The sequence below is a fragment of the Roseateles sp. P1_C1_2 genome, assembly GCF_056406535.1.
Genome location: NZ_JBFUAB010000009.1, coordinates 148748 through 165815 on the forward strand (window position 1 = coordinate 148748; position 17068 = coordinate 165815).

Sequence of the window (17068 nt, forward strand, 5' to 3'; positions counted from 1 at the left end):
TACATACCGAGACATGACCATGCCCAATCAAGTCCTCAAGCCCGTCGATTCGTCCAAGATCCACCCGCTGCTGGCCCACCACACGGCCAAGCTCGGCGCGGACCGCGATGACATCCGCGGCGCCATCGATCGCCTGATCCACAACCTGGTCAACATCGAAGACAAGGACGGCAAGTTCCTGCTGCGCCTGGACGATGGCCGCGTGCTGGACACCAAGGGCTGGAACGGCTTCGAGTGGACGCATGGCGTGGGCCTGTACGGCGTCTACAAGGTCTGGGAGCTGACCGGCGACCCCAAGGCCTGGGACATCATGACGAGCTGGTTCGAGGCCCGCTTTGCGGAAGGCATGCCCAGCCGCAACATCAACACGGTGGCGCCCTTCCTGACGCTGGCCTATCTCTTCGACCGCACCGGCGAGCGCCGCTTCCTGCCCTATATCGACCGCTGGGCCGAGTGGGTCTACAAGGACCTGCCGCGCACCGAGGAAGGCGGCTTCCAGCACATCGTCTACAACAGCGTGAACCACCAGCAGCTGTGGGACGACACGCTGATGATGTCCGTCTTGCCGCTGGCCAAGTTCGGCCTGCTGCTGAACCGGCCGCACTACGTCGAGGAGGCCAAGCGCCAGTTCCTCGTCCACATCAAATACCTGGCCGATCGCAAGACGGGCCTGTGGTTCCACGGCTGGACCTTCGAGGGTCGGCACAACTTTGCCAACGCGCTCTGGGCACGCGGGAACTCCTGGGTCACCATCGTCATCCCGGAGTTCATCGAGCTGCTGAACTTGCCCGAGGGCGATGCATTCCGGGACTTCCTGGTGTCGACCTTGGAGGCGCAGGTGAAGGCACTGGCGGGGTGCCAGTCTCCATCGGGCTTGTGGCCAACGTTGCTGGACGATCCGACCTCGTATGACGAGGCTGCGGCTTCTGCCGGATTTGCGTATGGCATCTTGAAGGCCGTCCGCAAGGGCTATATCTCCAAGGAGTTTGAGGCCGTCGGCCTGAAAGCCGCGCTGGCCGTGCGCAGCAAGATCAACGACGCCGGCGAGCTGACCCAGGTCAGCTTCGGCACGCCGGTGTTCAACACCCTGCAGGAATACAAGGACATCCCGCTGACGTCCATGCCCTTCGGCCAGGCCATGGCCCTGCTGGCGATGGGCGAGCTGCTGGTGCGCTTCATCTGATGATGAACAAGAACCTGCACCCCGCGGCCCGCGAGCCGAACTGGATCAACTACTGGGGCTGGGGCTCGGGCGACATGCTGGGCGCCGGCGCCCAGGCCGTCATCACCGGCTGGCTGTTCTATTTCTTCACGACCTTCTGTGGCCTTAGCGCCGTGGAAGCTGGCCTGATCCTGGGTCTGCCCAGGCTGCTTGAAGCCATCACCTGCCCCCTCATCGGCTATGTGTCCGACAACCTGCGCCACACCTGGGTGGGCCGCAAGATCGGCCGGCGCAAGCTCTTCCTGCTCATCACCATCCCGCTGCTGCCCAGCTTCGCGCTGATCTTCCGCACCGGCCACAGCTTCACCTACTACCTGCTCGCCTTCATCTTCTTCGAGCTGCTGTACACGATGTTTCTCATCCCTTGGGAAACGCTGGCCGCCGAGATGACCAAGGACTACAAGGCCAAGGCCAAGTTCGCCGGCGCGCGCATGATCGTCGCGCAGAGCTCGGCCATCCTGGCCTCCTACCTGCCCACGCTGCTGATCAGCCAGTTCGGCGGCAAGGACTCGCCCGATACCTTCTTCTGGATGGCGGCCATCTTCGGCTGCATCTTCTCGGTCGTCGTGACGATCGTCGTGCTGACGACCTGGGAGCGCCCCTACGGCACCCGCGAACAGGCCGTGCTGTCGCAGACCTATGGCGGCGTGACGCTGAAGGCGGCGCTGGCCCTGCCGGTCAAGATGTTCGGCGACCTGTTCTCGACGCTGAAGATCCGCGCCTTCCGCCAGCATCTGTCCATCTACCTGGGTGGCTATCTGTCGCAGGACATCTTCAACACCGCCTTCCCCATCTTCGTGGCGACGGTGCTGATGGGCGCCACCCTCGTCATCTCGCAGCTGATGACGGTCATATATGTGGCCCAGCTGATCTCGGTCATGGTGGCCATCCAGATCGTCATCCGCACCGGGCCCGTGCTGGCCTACCGCCTGGCGATCTCCCTGTTCGGCGCAGCGCTGTTGCTGTACCTGGGCTTCTTCCTGTTGCGGCCCGAGGGCTTCGACGCCGGCTTCAAGGCGCTGGGCACCAACCTCTTCACCGCGCTGAACCCCGCCAGCGGCAGCTTCAGCCTGGTGTTCTGGATCTTCGTGCCCATCGTGCTGGCGGGCCTGGGCCGCGGCACGCTGAACTTCGTGCCCTGGTCGGTCTACAACTACCTGCCCGACATCGACGAGGCCGTCACCGGCCAGCGCCGCGAGGGCATCTTCGCCGGCGTGATGACGCTGGTGCGCAAGATGGCCCAGAGCGCCGCCATCATCGCCAGCGGCTGGATCATCGACCTGGGCGGCTATATCTCGCCCAAGAGCCGCCCCGGCGAGGTCATCGTGCAAAGCCCCGAGGCCATCCAGACCATCACCGGTCTGATGGTGGGCGGGCCCCTCTTGATGATGCTGTTCGGCCTGATCGCCTCCTGGTCCTTCCGCCTCAATGCCAGCACGCATGCCGTCCTCGTCAACGAAGTCGAGCGCCTGCGCAGCGGCGCCACCGAGGCAGAAACCGATGAAAGCCGCCGCATCGTCGAAGACCTGACCGGCTGGTCCTACGACCGCCTCTGGGGCCGCGGCAGCGGCCACGCCGCCGACTCCTCGCTGCAACCCCTGCAAGCCCGCCCATGACTGATTTCAGCCGCCGCAATTTCTTCAAGACCGCGTCACTGCCTTTGGGCATCACCGGCCTCACCGGCTTGGCCACTGCCGCCAGCGCAGCGCCGGCGCCAGCGCCGGTCGCCACGGTCTCCACCGAGCTGCTCGCGCTGCGCTGGCTCGACGGCGCCGCGCCCGCACTGCCGCTGGGCGCAACGCTGGGCCTGCCCTGGCCGCGCGGCCAGTATCAGAAGAGTCAGGACTTCAACGCGGCCGATGCCAAGGGCAACCCGCTGCCGCTGCAGACCTGGCCGCTGGCCTACTGGCCCGACGGCTCGCTGAAATGGACGGCGCACGCGCTGCCGGCCGGCGTCGACGCCGGCGCCGCACCCAGCATCCGCGCCGGCAAGGGCGTGGCCACAGGCGGCGCCATCGTCAGCGTCAAGGAGGGGCCGGACTTCATCGAAGTCGACACCGGCGTCATCCGCTGCAAGCTGCCACGCCAGGGCGCCAAGCTCATCCAGGGCATTGAGCGCGACGGCCGCGAGGTGCTGGGCGCCTGCACCCTCATTGCGCAGACCGACGACAAGCCCGATGCCGAGCAGGGTGCTGTCACGCAGACCGCCTTCCAGAGCCGCACGACTAAGCTGACCGTCGAGCAGACCGGCCCGGTGCGCGCCGTCATCAAGGTCGACGGCCAGCACCGCAGCGCCGCCGGCCGCGAATGGCTGCCCTTCTCGGTGCGCTTGTATTTCTACGCCGGTGCCGAGTCGCTGCGCGTGATGCACACCTTTGTCTTCGATGGCGACGACCAGAAGGATTTCCTGCGCGGCATCGGCCTGCGCTTCGACGTGCCGCTGCGCGATGCCCTCTACGACCGCCACGTGCGCTTTGCCGGCGAAGCCGGCGGCCTCTGGGCCGAGGGCGTGCGCAACCTGACCGGCCTGCGCCGCGACCCGGGCGCCGCCGTGCGCGAGGCCCAACTCGCCGGCCGCGCCACGCCGCCGGTGGCGCAATGGGGCAAGCAGGTGCGCGAACTGCAACATCGCATTCCCGCCTGGGGCGACTACAGCTTGAGCCAACTCAGCGCCGACGGCTTCCAGATCAAGAAGCGCACCAAGGCCGGCCACGGCTGGATTCCCGCCGCCTTCGGCAGGCGTGCGCCGGGCAGCGGCTATATCGGCGGCGCCACCGGCGGCGTGGCATTCGGCCTGCGCGACTTCTGGCAGCGCCACCCGACGCAGCTGGACATCCGCAACGCCCACACCGACGCCGCGCAGGTGACGCTGTGGATGCACTCGCCCGAGGCGCCGGCCATGGACCTGCGCTTCTATCACGATGGCCTCGGCATGGAGACCCACGAGCAGGAGCTCGAAGGCCTGGAGGTCACCTACGAAGACTATGAGAAGGGCTTCGGCACGCCGGTAGGCATCGCGCGCAGCAGCGAGATCACGCTGTGGGCGCTGGCCGCCACGCCGACCCGCGAGCGCCTCGTGCAGATGGCTACCGCGGTGCAAACGCCGCCGCAGCTGGCTGCGTCGCCAGCTCGCTATCTGCAGGCCGGCGTCTTCGGCAAGCTGTGGAGCCTGCCCGACCGCTCCACGCCCGCACGCCAGAAGATCGAGGACAAGCTGGACTTCCTGTTCGGCTTCTACGCCAAGGAAGTCGAGCAGCGGCACTGGTACGGCTTCTGGGACTATGGCGACATCCGCCACACCTATGACAGCGACCGCCACGAATGGCGCTACGACGTCGGCGGCTTCGCCTGGGACAACTCCGAGCTCTCGCCCGACCTCTGGCTCTGGTACGCCTACTTGCGCAGCGGCCGCGCCGACATCTTCCGTTTCGCCGAGGCCATGGTGCGCCACACCAGCGAGGTCGACATCTATCACGCCGGCCGCTTCCAGGGCCTGGGTACGCGGCACAACGTGCAGCACTGGGGCTGCAGCGCCAAGCAGGCACGCATCTCCACGGCTGCCTACCGTCGCTTCTACTACTACCTGACGGCGGACGAGCGCATCGGCGACGTCATGCGCGAGGTGCTGAACGCCGACAGCAAGATGGACGAGGTCGACCCCGTGCGCAAGATCGCCGGCCGCGTCGACAAGGGCCCCTGGCCGGCACGCATCGGTTTCGGCACGGACTGGGGTTCGGTGGTCGCCAACGTGCTGACCGAATGGGAGCGCACCGGCGACGCGCGCTGGCGCAACAAGTTGCTGCGCGGCATGAAAGGCATTGCCGCCATGCCGCATGGCTTCTTCACCGGCAGCGGCGGCTACGAGCCCACCGGCCCCAACGAAGGCGCCTTCCACAACGTCAGCGGCGACAAGCTCAGCGCCAGCCACCTGAGCGCCGTCTTCGGCGCCGTCGAGATGATGGCCGAGCTTGTCGACCTCATCGATGAGCCCGCCTTCAAGCAGGTCTGGCTGCAGTACTGCGAGCTCTACAACGCGCCGAAGGAACAGCAGGTCAAGGCGCTGGGTGCGCCGCATGGCGGCGGCACCGTGCTGAGCGTGGGGCATTCGCGTCTGAGCGCCTACGCGGCCAAGAGCAAGCAGGACAAGGCCCTGGCCCAGCGCGCCTGGCGCGAGTTCTGGGCCGACGACCCGCGCGGCCACAAGACGCTGAAGACGACGCGCATCGCCGGCCCGCTGGCGCTGAACCCGGTCGACGAGGCGCCGTGGATCAGCACCAACGACACGGCGCAATGGGGCCTGGCGGCCATCCAGAACCTGGCCCTGATCGGCGATCAGCTCAGCGACTGACATGAAGAGCCTCCTCCTCATCGCCTGCCTGCTGGCCGCACCCACCTGGGCCGCCGACAAGCCCGTGAGCTTCGACCTCACCGGCCCAGAGCAGACCTACAGCCGCGAACGCGGCAACGGCTTCGAGCCCGGCTCGCCACGCAATGCAGCCGGCCAGTCCAGCTTCTTCTCGGTCGACCTGCCCGAAGGCAACTACCGCGTCACCGCCACGCTGGGCGGCGCCGAGGCGAGCAACACGACGGTCAAGGCCGAGCTGCGGCGGCTGATGCTGGACAGCGTCAGCCTGCCCGCAGGCAGCACCGAGACCCGCAGCTTCATCGTCAACGTGCGCACGGCCGACATCACCGCCGCGCCAGGGGTCGAAGCCGGCCGCGTCAAGCTCAAGGAGCGCGAGATCGCCAGCGAAGCCTGGGCCTGGGACCGCCGGCTCACGCTCGAGATCAACGGGCCGCATCCCGCCCTGCGCCAGCTCGTCATCGAGCCGGTCAGCCTTCCCACCGTCTTCCTGCTCGGCGACTCGACCGTCGCCGACCAGAGCGGCGAGCCCTATGCCAGCTGGGGCCAGATGCTGACAGCCCTGTTCAAGCCCACCGTGGCCGTGGCCAACCATGCCGAGTCGGGCGAGACCTTCCGCGACTCGCTGGCGCGCCGGCGCATCGACAAGATCCTGTCGCTGCTGCAGCCCGGCGACACCGTGCTGCTGCAGTTCGGCCACAACGACCAGAAGCAGCAGAAGGACGGCAGCGGCAATGCCGAGAGTTACAAGGCCGAGTTGCGCACGCACGCCGAACGCATCCTGGCGCGCGGCGGCGTGCCGGTCGTGGTGTCATCGATGGAGAGACGCAACTTCGACGCGCAAGGCAAGCTCAAGCCCAGCCTGACCGAGTACGCCGACTCGGCCCGCGCCGTGGCCCAGGACATGAAGCTGGCCTTCATCGACCTCAACGCGATGAGCCAGCAGGTCTATGCGGCCCTGGGGCCCGAGCGTTCCCAGGCCGCCCACCCGCTGAACAACGGCAAGCTGGACAACACCCACCACAACAACTACGGCGCCATGCAGTTGGCGCGTTTGGTGGCCCTGGGCCTCAGGGAAGCCCGGGTGCCGGTGGCTGATCAGCTGCGGGATGATCTCGGCGCCATCGAGCCGGGCAAACCGCAGGCGCCGGAGCAGTTCCACGTCGCCACCAGCCCCGGCTTCACCAACCAGCGCCCGCTGGGCGACTAGCCGCATGAAGTCTCTCGTCCTTGCCGTGGCGCTGGCCTGCGCCGCGCTGATCCACGCGCCCGCCTCGATCGCAGCGCCGCCGGCCCTGGTCGCCGGCTTCTCGCCCGAACGGCTGAAGCGCCTGGACGCCGCCATCGATGAGCAGATCGGCAGCAAACAGCTCGCCGGCGGCGTCATGGTGGTGCTGCGCGATGGCAAGCCCGTCGTCTTCAAGGCCTATGGCCAGCAGGACGTCGAGAACGCCAAGCCCATGCGCACGGACGCCATCTTCCGCATCGCCTCCATGACCAAGGCGCTGACGACGGTCGCGGCCATGATGCTTTACGAGGAAGGCCGTTTCCTGCTGAAGGACCCGGTGGCGCGCTATCTGCCGGCCTTCGCCAATGTGCAGGTGGCGCTGCCCGGTGGCGGCACCGAGAAGCCGCGCCGGCCGCTGACCATCCACGACCTGCTGACCCACACGGCCGGCATGAGCTATGGCCCCGGCCCGGCCAAGGCCGCCTACGACGCGGCCGGCATGAAGGACTGGTATCTCGTCGGCAACGACGAGACGCTGGCGCAATGGACCGACCGGCTGGCCGCGCTGCCGCTGCAGGGCCAGCCGGGCGATGCCTTCATCTACGGCTATGCGACCGACGTGCTGGGGCGGCTGGTGGAGGTCGTGTCCGGCCAGCCGCTGGACCGCTTCATCCGCGAGCGCATCACTGGCCCGCTGCGCATGCCGGACACCAGCTTCTTCCTGCCACCCGACAAGCTCGACCGCCTGGCCAACGTCTACGGCCTGGAGGGCGGGCAGATCAAGCTGATGGAAACGGCCGCGCACAGCGACTTCGTCAACGGACCACGCAAGCTGCTGTCCGGTGGCGCCGGCATGCTGTCCACGGCCGGCGACTACACCCGCTTCCTGCAGATGCTGCTGAACAAGGGCGAACTCGACGGCGTGCGCCTGCTCGCGCCCCACACCGTGGCGCTGATGACGGCCGACCATCTCGGAGCCAAGTCCGGTGGCGACGCCGATGGCTTCGGCCTGGGCTTCTGGGTCAATGTGCGCACCGGCGGCTTCAAGGAGCTGGGCAGCGAAGGCGCCTTCGGCTGGGGCAGCGCCTATTTCCCGCAGTACACGGTGGATCCCAAGGAGCGCCTGGTCATACTCTTCATGACCCAGCTGCGGCCCGCGGGCAACTCGACGCTGCATCTGCGCGTGCGCAACCTGACCTATCAAGCCCTCATGAAGTGACGCGCGATGCCACATCGGGTATCGCGAACGCCGTGTTAGCGCGCATCAATTCGCGCCGTCGACGGCGTATTTGAAACGCGGCCCAAACGCTCATTGGGTTGAGTACACGCAACGAGGCCTCCTGCCTAGAGTCCGCTCCCGGTCATAGACCGTGAACAACGACACGAAACCAGGAGACCTCATGCACACGAAGACAAGCGCGCGCCCGCCCTGGGCGCGCTGGCTGGCCACCGCGCTGCTCGCCACCACCGCACCGGCCGCGATGGCGGCCCTCAGCATCACCACCGTCCACGACAGCGGCAATGCCGCCAAGCCGCAATACGTCATCGATACCGACGCCGGCCTGGTGTTCAAGGTGCGCGGCTATGACAACGGCGCCAGCACCACGTCGGCAGGTGACCTCTCCAGCATGGTCTACAAGGGCGTGGAGTACGCCGACCCGGCGCGCGGCACGCAGCTGAACTCGGGCGCCGACTGGCTCTACACCGGCGTCAGCGCCGTGGCCGTGAAGGCCGAGCTGGTCAACGCCAATGGCAGCGTCGTGCCGGCCGCCACGACCAATGGCGGCGTCGTCACCGGCGACGCCTACATCCGCGTCACGCTGACCGTGAACAGCCTCAAGGGTGGCGTGCTGACGCACTACTACGTGGTGAAGAAGGGTGAGTCCAACATCCACATGGGCACCCACTTCACCGAGGAGCCCGATGTGCACGGCCTGGTGCGCTTCATCGCGCGCATCCCCATCGCCAAGCTGCCCAACGGCGGCCCGGCCAACGCGGCCGGCGGCCTCGTGACCTACGCCGGCCAGAGCTATTGGGCCGAAGACCTGCGCGGCACCAACGGCGCCATCGAGGCCAGCGACGTGTTCGGCTTCGCCAGCAGCGACCCGCGCTACGGCCAGTCGCGCTCCAAGCATTACGCCAACCGTCGCCTGAAGGACTGGCAGTTCCTCGGCGGCACCGGTGCCGGCGTGGGCATCTGGTTCTGGCGCGACAACAACGAAGGCGGCTCCAGCGGCCCCTTCTACCGCAGCCTGCTGCAGCAGATCACCGACACGACCAACGAGCTGACCTATATGGTCAATTACGGCGAGGCCCAGATCGAGCCCTTCCGCCTCAATGTGCTCAACACCTACACGATGATCTTCAACGACGGGACCGCGCCGACGGCAAGACCCGACACCAGCTGGTATGGCCAGCTGGGCATGGTCGGCTATGTGCCGCCGGTGGGCCGGGGCGCGGTCAACGTGGCCGGCCTGACGGGCCGCGTCGCAGGCGTGCCCTACACGGTGGGCTTCGCCAATGCGCAGGCGCAGTACTGGGTGGACGCCGACCCGGTCGACGGCCACTTCGCGGCCGAGGGCATGCTGCCGGGCAACTACACGATGACGGTCTACAAGGGCGAACTCGCCGTGCAGACCGTGCCCGTGACGGTCACGGCCAACACCAGCTTTGCGCTGAACCCGGTGGCCATCACGGCCGACCCCGAGGCCACGCCGGCGATCTGGCGCATCGGCCGCTGGGACGGCACGCCTCAGGAGTTCATCAACGGCGACCGCCTGAACTTCATGCACCCGTCCGACGTGCGCATGGCTTCGTGGTTGGCAGGCCCCTTCATCGTCGGCACGTCGACGAATGCCAACTGGCCGGCCTATCAATGGAAGGACGTGAACAACGGCCTGCAGGTGCGCTTCACGCTCAAGCGCGGCCAGAACGCGGCCCCGCTGCGGCTGCGCATCGGCATCACGGCCGACTACAACAGCGCCCGCCCACAGGTCACCGTCAACAGCTGGTCGTCCGCGATTCCCAGCGCGCCGCCCAAGGTCTCGCGCAACGTCACCGTGGGCACCTACCGCGGCTTCAACCGCCTCTACACCTTCGACATCCCGGCCGCCCAGCTCGTCGTCGGCACCAATGTGCTGACCATCAACACCGTCAGCGGCACCGCCGGCGCGGGCTTCCTGAGCCCCGCCCTGTCCTTCGACGCCATCGACCTCGTCGCAGCGAACTAGGTACCCCTCGCCCGGTCTGACCTCGCTGGACGCGGGTCAGCCCAGTCGGTCCCCCGAGGGGACGGCGATGCATGCGGCGTCGAGCCGCATGCACATCGCCAACGCGGGCCGGCTAGGGGCGGCCCGGCGCTCGGCCCGGAATACAACTGACACATCCACCACCATGAAAACCAAACTTCTCTCCCTGATCGCGGCCTTGTTCGCGGCACCCGCCATGGCCGCCGTCGTGCAGACCACCGGTGCCGGCAGCGCCACGCCCGGTGCCGCGCACCTGACCTATACCGCCGACTTCGAGACCAACACCGCGCTGGCCAGCCCCTGGTCGGAGGGGGGTCTGCTGTTCAGCCATACCGGCCTGGGCAACGACAACGGTGGCTGCGGCTATGCCGGCGGCAACTGTGTCGATCTGGGCGCCGGCGAGTCCTACAGCCAGTCCTTCTCCGGCAACTACTTCGCCACTGCGGGCATGAACGCCTACCTATCCATCCGCAGCGCGGCACGCGACCTCAACGGCATCGAGTTCGCCGTCGATTCGGGCTACGCCAACATCTACCTGATGTGGCAGACCTGGCTGGACGGCGTGCAGACCGGCACCGGCCGCGTGTCTCTCGGCGCAGCGGGTATCGGCGGCGTGCTCGGCCTGAGCGACCTGGTGGGCTTTGACGAGGTGAGGGTCTATGCCTTCGACAGCGCCAGCGACGTGTCTGGCTACAGCGCGCCCGCCATCGACAGCGTGCGCGCCTTCACCGTCCCCGAGCCGAGCTCCCTTGCGCTGGCCTCGCTGGCCGGGCTGGGTGTGGCCGGTGTGCGCCGTCGCCGTCGCGGCTGATCGCTGCGCCAAAGTCAAAGGGCCGGTCTCGCGGGAGGCCGGCCCTTTTTCCTTCATTCAGTGCGCGCCGGCCTGCGTTCGCCAGGCGTCGCGATAGGCCCGCCAGCCCGGTGGGTTCAACGCGGCCACGGGCGCTGCGGCCGCCTCGGGGGCGCTGCCCCAGGCGTCCAGCAGCCAGGCGCCGCAGGTCGTGCCGCTGCTGTCGTCCGACACGGTCACGTCGCGGCCCTCGGCCAGACCCGCCAGCAGCGGGCCGAACCAGGGGTTGGCCGTGAACGCGCCTTCGACGACGACACGGCCCCTGGCGCCGAGAGCGGCCAGGCAATGGTCGGTCATCAGCACGACGTAGAGCGTCGCCAACGCGGCGCGCTCCGCATCCGTTTGCGGCGCAACGCCCTGGACCCGCCCGGCTTGCCCCTCGAACGGCCCGCCGGTCTCCGCAAAGCAGGGCAGCGCCATCGTCTGCCGCGCAATCAGCCGCTCTAGATCCTCGGCCGTGAACGCCGCCGGTCGTTCGCCGGCAATGGCGCCGAACTCGCGCCCGCCCATGAAGCGGATGCAGGGCACGGCGTCACCGAAGACATTGCAGTTGGCCAGCATGTCCTGCGCCTCGACGAGGGGCCGCGTCGCCGAGCCCAGCGCCGCGGCGATGACCCAGGTGCCGGTGGACAGCACCGTGCAGGGGCCGCTCTGCTGCAGCGTCAGCAGGTGGCGCAGCAGCGAGGCATTGCTGTCGTGGATGCCGCAGACGATCTCGCAATCGGCCGGCAGGCCCGTGTCCGCGACGACATCGGGCCGCAGCGTGCCCAGCCGCGCCCACGCTTCGCGTTGCGGCGGGAACAGTGGCTGCCAGCCCTGACGCTCCACCAGCGACGACCAGGTGCGCTGGCGCGGCCGCCACAGATCGGTATGGCAACCCAGGGAGGTGACCTCACTGGCCGCGACACCGCAGAAGCGCCACGCCCAGTACTGCGGATACATCAGCACATGCCTGGCCTGAGCGAACTCCGCGGGGAAGCGCGCCTGCAGCCAGTCCAGCTGGCGGCCCAGATTCAAGCCGGCCGGCAGCTGCGGCGAGCCGCTCTCTTCAAAGGCCGGCCGCAGCAAGTCATAGCGCGCCGCATCGGTCGCATCGCCGGGCACATGCTCGTAATCGGGCACCGGCAGCACCAGGCCCGCGTCGTCGATCAATGCCGCCGTCGCGCCGTGCGTCACGGGCACGATGACGCGGATATGCGCCAGCGTCGACAGCTCGCGCAACTGGCCCAGCATCCAGGTCCACAGCCTTTCGGTGTCGTGATGCGGATAGGGGCCGTCGCGACGCACGGTGTTGGGCGTGCGCGCCTCGGCCAGCGTCTTGCCGGCCGAGTCGATCAGGGTGAGCTTGGCGTTGGTCTTGCCGATGTCGAGGATGACACTTTGACCGCGGGCAGCGCTCAAGAGTTCAACGCCACGTGGCGTCCATAGCCACCCGCTTCCAGCACGGCCGCATAGTCATTCGAGCTCATGGCCGAAGCCTCCACCACCCGAGGGTCCACGGCTTCGGGCTCCACCGTGATGACGCGCACGCCGTAGTGCTCCAGCAGCTGCACGGCACTGTCGGACGCGCCGGTGTCGGTGATGACGGTGGACACGCGGTTCAGGCCACACAGCACCAGGCCGGCCTTGCGCTGGAACTTGGAGCTGTCCACCAGCACGACGAGTTCCTCGGCCTGGCCGATGAGGCGCTTTTCGGCCTGGATCAGCAGCGGATCGGCTTCCATCAGGCCCAGGATGGACAGGCCGTAGACGCCCATGAACATCTTGGCCGCGTAATGGTGCTGGGCGACGTCGTTCTCGAACGGGCTGAGGATGACGTTCTGCTCGCGATAGACCTTGCCGCCGGGCAGGATGATTTCGTTGTCGCTGGTGACGAGCAGGCGCTCGGCCATCAGGAATGAATTGGTCAGGATCTTCAGCTGTTTCTCGACGAGAAACTCCGCCATCATGAAAGTGGTGGTGCCCCCATTGATGATGATGGTTTCGCCGTTATTGCACATCGAGGTGGCATAACGGGCGATGGCGCGCTTGGCGGCAGTATTCTGCTGGGCATTGCTTTGAAAAGTCTCGCTGGACAGCGTGTAGGACTTTTTCTTCTGCTCCAGCCTTTGGGCACCACCCCGGGTGCGCGTCAGCTGGTTTTTGGCAGCCAACCAGGAAATATCCCGTCGCACGGTGGCGGCGGAAGCCGAAAGCCATTCCATCAATTGCTGCACGCTGGCGTGATCGCGCTCGTCCAGCAGTTTGAGCAGACGCTTGTGGCGCTTGTGATTGATCATGTGGATCACCTTTATCGGGCGTCCCGGAGAACCGGCGGCGACCGTTGTCTCGTATTTATGGCACCCAGCCTCTGAAGGGCAGGCGTCGCTTGGCTTGGCGGCCCGGCTGAGGCCAGGTCCTTGATCGCGGCCGGTGAGCGTAGGCGCCGGTCGCTACAGCCCTTTCCACTCACGCTCAGAAGCAATCAAAGCCTGGGTGAAACGCTGTTCCAAGTACAGATTACGTCAGGCAGGTGACAAGGTCAATCAGAAAACGCTCACGGCCGTGAGCGTTTCGTGAGCGGAGGCATCGCGCCCGCCGCATTCGCTCATCCTTTTGATTTACTGCGCCGCCGCCGCCCATGGCGCGCCGTTTCGGCCCACACTGCGTTCCGCTAACCCCGCGAATGGCGGGCTCCGGACCGCAGGCTGCGCTCACGGGGATGAATGACGGACTGAATACAGGCAAGCTGATGACTGCAATTTCTCAAACCCCTGCACAAACTCCGATCGTCTCGAAATGGGACGACGCCGTGGCGGCCAAGCTGAGCGAACCCGAACTGCTGCTGTATCGCTCCAATCTGCTGGGCTCGGACCTGCGCGTGACGAATTTCGGCGGTGGTAATACCTCGGCCAAGGTGCTGATGCGCGACCATTTGACGGGTGAGGATGTCGAGGTGCTGTGGGTCAAGGGCTCGGGCGGCGACCTCGGCAGCATCAAGCTCGATGGTTTTTCCACCCTCTATATGAGCAAGCTGCAGGCGCTCAAGAAGCGTTATCGCGGCCTGGAGCTCGAGGACGAGATGGTGGATTACCTGCCGCACTGCACATTCAATTTGAATCCGCGTGCCGCGAGTATCGATACCCCGCTGCACGCCTATATCCCGAAGGCGCATGTCGACCACATGCACCCGGACGCCATCATTGCCATCGCCGCCTGCGCCGACAGCCGCCGCCTGACCGAAGTGATCTTCGGTGGCCAGTTGGGCTGGCTGCCCTGGCAGCGCCCCGGCTACGACCTCGGCCTGAAGCTCGAGGCCCTGGCGACGTCGCAGCCCCAACTGAAGGGCATCATCCTGGAAGGCCACGGCCTGTTCACCTGGGGTGACACGGCCAAGTCCTGCTACGAGATCACGCTGGACATGATCCGCCTGGCCGAGCAGTGGCTCTCCGAGAACATCAAGCAGCCGGTGTTCGGCGGCGTGAAGACCCCCACCCTGCCGGCCGAGCAACGCGCGGCACTCGCCGCCAAGCTGATGCCCGCGCTGCGCGGCCGCATCAGCGCCGACGAGCGCAAGCTGGGCGACTTCAACGACAGCGCCGCGGTGCTGGAGTTCGTCGGCAGCCAGGACCTGACCAAGCTGGCCGCCCTGGGCACGTCCTGCCCCGACCACTTCCTGCGCACCAAGATCCGCCCCCTGGTGCTGGACTTCGACCCGGCCAAGCCCGATGTCGATGCCGTGCTGGCCGGCCTGGACGCCGCGCTGGAGGCCTACCGCGCTGACTACCGGGCCTATCACGAGCGCTGCAAGCGGCCCAACAGCCCGGCCGTGCGCGATGCCAATCCCATCATCTACCTGATCCCCGGCGTCGGCATGCTGTCGTTCGCCAAGGACAAGGCCACCGCCCGCATCGCCGGCGAGTTCTACATCAACGCCATCAACGTGATGCGCGGCGCGAACGGCGTCGACAAATACGTCGGCCTGCCCGAGCAGGAGGCCTTCGACATCGAGTACTGGCTGCTCGAGGAAGCCAAGCTGCAACGCATGCCCAAGCCCAAGAGCCTGGCCGGCCGCGTGGCCCTGGTCACCGGCGGCGCCGGTGGCATCGGCCAGGCGGTCGCTCGCCAGCTGCTGCAGGAAGGTGCCTGCGTGATGCTGACCGACATCGATGCCGAAGCGCTGGAAGAAGCCCGCCAGAACCTGCTGAAGGTCGGCGGCAAGGACAACGTCGCCGCCGTGCGGGGCGACATCACCTCCGAAGCCGAAGTCGAAGCCCTGCTGTCGGCCACGGCCCTGCGCTTCGGCGGCCTGGACATCCTCGTCTCCAACGCCGGCATCGCCTCAGCCGCACCGTTGGAAGACACCACGCTGGAGATCTGGAACCGCAACCAGAACATCCTCGTCACCGGCTACTTCCTCGTCAGCCGCGGTGCCTTCCGCCTGATGAAGCAGCAGAAGATCGGCGGCAGCATGGTGTTCGTGGCCAGCAAGAACGGCCTGGTGGCCTCCGCCGGCGCATCGGCCTACTGCACGGCCAAGGCGGCCGAGATCCACCTGGCCCGCTGCGTGGCGCTGGAGGGTGCCGCCATCGGCGTGCGCGTCAACGTCGTCAACCCCGACGCCGTCATCCGCGGCTCGCGCATCTGGGACGGCAAGTGGAAGGAAGAGCGCGCCGCGTCCAACAAGATCGACTCGGACAACATCGAAGAGTTCTATCGCCAGCGCAGCATGCTCAAGCTCAGCGTGCTGCCCGAGGACATCGCCGAAGCGGTCTACTTCATGGCCAGCGACAAGTCCGGCAAGAGCACCGGCAACGTCCTCAACGTGGACGCCGGCAACGCCGCGGCCTTCACGCGCTAACAATCGGCGCAGGAGACAAACATGACGACGCAAATCATTGATGCCGGCCAGGTCGAGCAGCACAACGCCAGCCAGCGCGCCACGCTGCAGGCCGACTATGACGCGCTCGGCGGCATGCTGTCCCGCCGCGGCGTGGACATCGAGGCGCTGACGGCCACGGCCCAGACCTTCGCCGTCGCCCTGCCCAGCTGGGGCGTGGGCACGGGCGGCACGCGCTTCGCGCGCTTCCCCGGCAAGGGCGAGCCGCGCGACGTGACCGAGAAGCTCGAGGACTGCGCCGTCATCCACCAGCTGACGCGTGCCACGCCCCTGGTGTCGCTGCACTTCCCCTGGGACAAGCCGGCCGACCCCAAGGCGCTGCGCCAGCAGGCCGACAGCCTGGGCCTGTCCTTCGACGCGGTGAACTCCAACACCTTCCAGGACCAGGCCGGCCAGGCGCACAGCTACAAATACGGCAGCCTGACCTCGCAAAGCCAGGCCGCCCGCGAGCAGGCCGTGGCCCACAACATCGACTGCATCGAGCTGGGCAAGACGCTGGGTTCCAAGGGCCTGACGGTGTGGGTCGGCGACGGCGCCAACTTCCCCGGCCAGCACAATCTGCGCGGCGCGCTGGAGCGCTATCTGGACAGCGCCAAGGGCATCTACGCCGCCCTGCCCGACGACTGGCTGATGTACATCGAGCACAAGCTGTTCGAGCCGGCCTTCTACTGCACCGTCATCGCCGACTGGGGCACCAGCTTCGCCGCGGCGCAAACGCTCGGCGACAAGGCCAAGTGCCTGGTGGACCTGGGCCATCACGCGCCCAATACCAACATCGAGATGATCGTGGCTCGCCTGGCCCAGTTCGGCAAGCTCGGTGGCTTCCACTTCAACGACAGCAAATACGGCGACGACGACCTGGACTCGGGGAGCATCGATCCCTTCCAGCTCTTCCTCGTCTTCAACGAACTGGCCGACGCCACGCTGCGAGACGGCAGCTTCAAGCCCGCCTATATGCTGGACCAGTCGCACAACGTGACCGACCCCATCGAAAGCCTGATGAGCAGCGCCGTCGAAGTGCAGCGCGCTTTCGTACAGGCGTCGCTGGTGGACCGCGCGGCACTGGCAGGCTTCCAGGAGGCCAATGACGCGCTGCAGTCGGCGCAGGCGCTGAAGAAGGCCTTCCGCACCGACGTCAGCCCCATCCTGGCGATGGCCCGCCTGCGCAGCGGCGCCGCCATCGACCCGGTCGCCGCCTACCGTGCCAGTGGCTATCGCGAGAAGGCCGCCGTCAAGCGCCCGCCGAAAGCAGGAGCTTCCGGCAGCGGCATCGTCTGA

General features: G+C 67.2%; 11 protein-coding genes. 9 read left to right on the top strand and 2 right to left on the bottom strand.

The window, feature by feature from the left end:
* The first annotated feature begins 19 nt into the window (after positions 1-19).
* From bglB to AC1D2H_RS10830, 7 genes are all read left to right on the top strand, one after another.
* Positions 20-1183, top strand: a complete 1164-nt coding sequence (gene bglB, locus AC1D2H_RS10800; RefSeq protein ID WP_478010917.1) for a beta-galactosidase BglB — start codon at positions 20-22, stop codon at positions 1181-1183.
* A 2-nt stretch (positions 1184-1185) separates the two neighbouring features.
* Positions 1186-2838: an MFS transporter gene (locus AC1D2H_RS10805; RefSeq protein ID WP_478010918.1), complete on the top strand. Its 1653-nt coding sequence runs from the start codon at positions 1186-1188 to the stop codon at positions 2836-2838.
* Positions 2835-5570, top strand: a complete 2736-nt coding sequence (locus AC1D2H_RS10810; RefSeq protein WP_478010919.1) for an exo-rhamnogalacturonan lyase family protein — start codon at positions 2835-2837, stop codon at positions 5568-5570. The genes AC1D2H_RS10805 and AC1D2H_RS10810 overlap by 4 nt, the downstream gene beginning before the upstream one ends.
* 1 nt (position 5571) lies before the next feature.
* The gene (locus tag AC1D2H_RS10815; protein WP_478010920.1) at positions 5572-6795 is read left to right on the top strand and encodes a rhamnogalacturonan acetylesterase; all 1224 of its coding nucleotides are present in this window, start codon (positions 5572-5574) and stop codon (positions 6793-6795) included.
* Between the two features lie 4 nt (positions 6796-6799).
* Positions 6800-8032: a serine hydrolase domain-containing protein gene (locus AC1D2H_RS10820; RefSeq protein ID WP_478010921.1), complete on the top strand. Its 1233-nt coding sequence runs from the start codon at positions 6800-6802 to the stop codon at positions 8030-8032.
* Positions 8033-8213: 181 nt separating this feature from the next.
* On the top strand, positions 8214-10043 hold the full coding sequence (locus AC1D2H_RS10825; RefSeq protein ID WP_478010922.1) for a rhamnogalacturonan lyase B N-terminal domain-containing protein: 1830 nt from the start codon (positions 8214-8216) through the stop codon (positions 10041-10043).
* Positions 10044-10206: 163 nt separating this feature from the next.
* Positions 10207-10872 (top strand): PEP-CTERM sorting domain-containing protein, encoded by a 666-nt coding sequence (locus tag AC1D2H_RS10830; RefSeq protein WP_478010923.1) that lies wholly within the window; start codon positions 10207-10209, stop codon positions 10870-10872.
* A gap of 57 nt (positions 10873-10929) precedes the next feature.
* Here the strand turns inward: AC1D2H_RS10830 and AC1D2H_RS10835 are convergent, their stop codons facing one another.
* Together AC1D2H_RS10835 and AC1D2H_RS10840 are read right to left on the bottom strand one after the other, a co-directional pair.
* Positions 10930-12312, bottom strand: a complete 1383-nt coding sequence (locus AC1D2H_RS10835) for an FGGY-family carbohydrate kinase (protein WP_478010924.1) — start codon at positions 12310-12312, stop codon at positions 10930-10932.
* A complete protein-coding gene (locus tag AC1D2H_RS10840) occupies positions 12309-13190 on the bottom strand; it encodes a DeoR/GlpR family DNA-binding transcription regulator (protein WP_477930343.1) in 882 nt (293 codons plus the stop codon). Before AC1D2H_RS10840 ends, AC1D2H_RS10835 begins: the two co-directional genes overlap by 4 nt.
* Positions 13191-13642: 452 nt before the next feature.
* Between AC1D2H_RS10840 and AC1D2H_RS10845 the strand changes: the two genes are divergently transcribed.
* Together AC1D2H_RS10845 and rhaI are read left to right on the top strand one after the other, a co-directional pair.
* Positions 13643-15751 (top strand): bifunctional rhamnulose-1-phosphate aldolase/short-chain dehydrogenase, encoded by a 2109-nt coding sequence (locus tag AC1D2H_RS10845; RefSeq protein WP_478010925.1) that lies wholly within the window; start codon positions 13643-13645, stop codon positions 15749-15751.
* 21 nt (positions 15752-15772) lie between these two features.
* Positions 15773-17068 carry an L-rhamnose catabolism isomerase gene (gene rhaI, locus AC1D2H_RS10850; RefSeq protein WP_478010926.1) on the top strand — a complete coding sequence of 432 codons (1296 nt, stop codon included), beginning with the start codon at positions 15773-15775 and terminating at the stop codon, positions 17066-17068.